Below are 2,071 nucleotides of genomic sequence, written 5' to 3' on the forward strand. Positions count from 1 at the left end.
GAAGGGCCCGCGATGTCGCACCGCGCACCGCTCGGGCGGTTCGCCGTCGACCTGGCGGGTGCGCTGTGAGCGCCCCCGCGTCGCTCCTCGGCAGCGCCCCGGCGTCGCTCCTCGGCAGCGCCCCGGCGTCGCTCCTCGACGACGTGCGGTCGCGCCTCGCCACCGGCCGCACGCCGCCGGGCGTGGCGGTGCGCGACGCCGTCCGGGAGTCCGGCCGCGTGCTCGGCTCCGACGCGCTGCGTGACCTCGAGCGGGCGGCCGCGGCCGAGCTCACCGGAGCCGGACCCCTGCAGGGCCTGCTCGAGCTGCCGGGCGTCACCGACGTGCTGGTCAACGGTCCCCGTGACGTCTGGGTCGACCAGGGGTCCCGCCTGCGCCGGGTCGACCTCGACCTCGGGACGCCCGCCGCCGTGCGGTCGCTCGCCGTGCGCCTCGCCGCCCTCGGCGGCCAGCGGCTCGACGACGCCTGCCCGACCGTCGACGCCCGGCTCCCCGACGGCACGCGCCTGCACGCCGTCCTCGAGCCGCTGGCCGAGGCCGGCGCCGTGATCTCGCTGCGCGTGCTCCGTACCCGCGTGCTCGGGCTCGACGAGCTCGTGGCCGGTGGCGCGCTGCCCGCTGCCTGGTCCGGCCTGCTGCGCTCGCTGGTCCGCCGGCGGGCGAACGTCCTGATCAGCGGAGGCACCGGGACGGGCAAGACGACGCTCCTCGCCGCACTCCTCTCGCTCGTGCCCGCGACCGAGCGCGTCGTGACCGTCGAGGAGGCGCGGGAGCTGCGCCCCCACCACCCGCACGTGGTGCACCTCGCGGCCCGGCGCGCCAACGTCGAGGGCGCGGGCGCCGTCGACCTCGCGGGACTCGTCCGGAACGCCCTGCGGATGCGGCCCGACCGGATCGTGCTCGGTGAGTGCCGTGGCGCCGAGGTCCGCGAGGTGCTCATGGCGATGAACACCGGGCACGACGGCGGGTTCGCGACGCTGCACGCCAACGCCGTGGGGGTGGTCCCCGCCCGGCTGGAGGCTCTCGCCGGCCTGGCCGGCATGACGCGCGAGGCGGTCGCGGCGCAGGCGGCAGGGGCGATCGACGTGGTGCTCCACCTGCGGCGGTCGAGAGACGTGCGGTACCTCGCCGAGATCGGCCTGGTCGGCCGCGACGCGGGCGGGGAGCTGGAGGTGCGGACAGCCGCCCGCAGGGCACCGGACGGCGACGTCACCGTCGACCCCGGTGCCTGGGACGAGCTCGCGCGGCGGTTCGGGCCGTGGTGACCGCCGGGGCGGTCGGTGCGCTCGTCGCGGCCGGAGGCTGGCTCCTGCTCGCGGGCGGCGGCCGGCGGGTGCGCGAGGTGCTGGTCCTCGACGAAGCGGCCGCGACGCGCGGCCCCGCCAGGCCCACGCGGCGACCGCTGGGGCGACCCGGGCGGCGGCCGGGAAGCCGGCCGGGGCCGGGCGGGGACGTCCGTGTGCTGGTCATGCAGGTCGTCGCGCTCCTCCGGGCGGGTGCGTCGCCCGGCGTGGCGTGGTCACGTGCGGCCGGTGTCGGCGCGGGTCTCACCGGCGTCCCCGACCAGGACGGGCTCGCCCAGGTGCTCGGGCCGCGGCACGCGGAGGCGGTCGTCGCGGCGACGAGGCTCGCGCTCGACGTCGGCGCACCGCTCGGGCGCGTCCTGGAGGAGGTCGCCGGGACGCTCGTGGCGGAGGCCGAGGCGACGGCGGACCGGGACGCGGCGCTCGCGGCGCCACGGACCACCGGGCAGCTGCTCGTGTGGCTCCCGCTCGCCGGCGCGCTGCTGGGCTGGGGGCTCGGCGCGGACCCGGTGGCGTCGGCGACCGACGGCGGGGTCGGGACGGCGTCCGTCGTGCTCGGCCTGGTGCTGGCAGGTCTCGGGCGGGTCTGGGCGGACCGGCTCGTCGCAGCGGCCCGCGGACCCGACCGGCCGGGCGTCGACCTCATGGTCCAGCTCGCGCTGACGGCGGCCGCCCTGCGGGCCGGCGCGGGCGTGCCGCGGGCGCTGGAGGCGGTCGGGGCGGCGATCGGCGGAGCGGACGGCGACGGGCTCGTCCGGGCAGCCCGC

The 2,071-nt window shown here is 79.4% G+C and carries 2 protein-coding genes; both read left to right on the forward strand.

Features of this window, described 5'->3' with window-relative positions:
- The first annotated feature begins 65 nt into the window (after nucleotides 1–65).
- Nucleotides 66–1,265, forward strand: a complete 1,200-nt coding sequence (locus HLB15_RS23415; protein ID WP_373291018.1) for a TadA family conjugal transfer-associated ATPase — start codon at nucleotides 66–68, stop codon at nucleotides 1,263–1,265.
- Nucleotides 1,259–2,071: type II secretion system F family protein (locus HLB15_RS23420; protein ID WP_171109142.1), on the forward strand; the 813-nt coding region annotated here is incomplete at its 3' end. The genes HLB15_RS23415 and HLB15_RS23420, both read left to right, overlap by 7 nt.

It is taken from the genome of Promicromonospora citrea (assembly GCF_013004695.1).
Lineage (GTDB): Bacteria > Actinomycetota > Actinomycetes > Actinomycetales > Cellulomonadaceae > Promicromonospora > Promicromonospora citrea.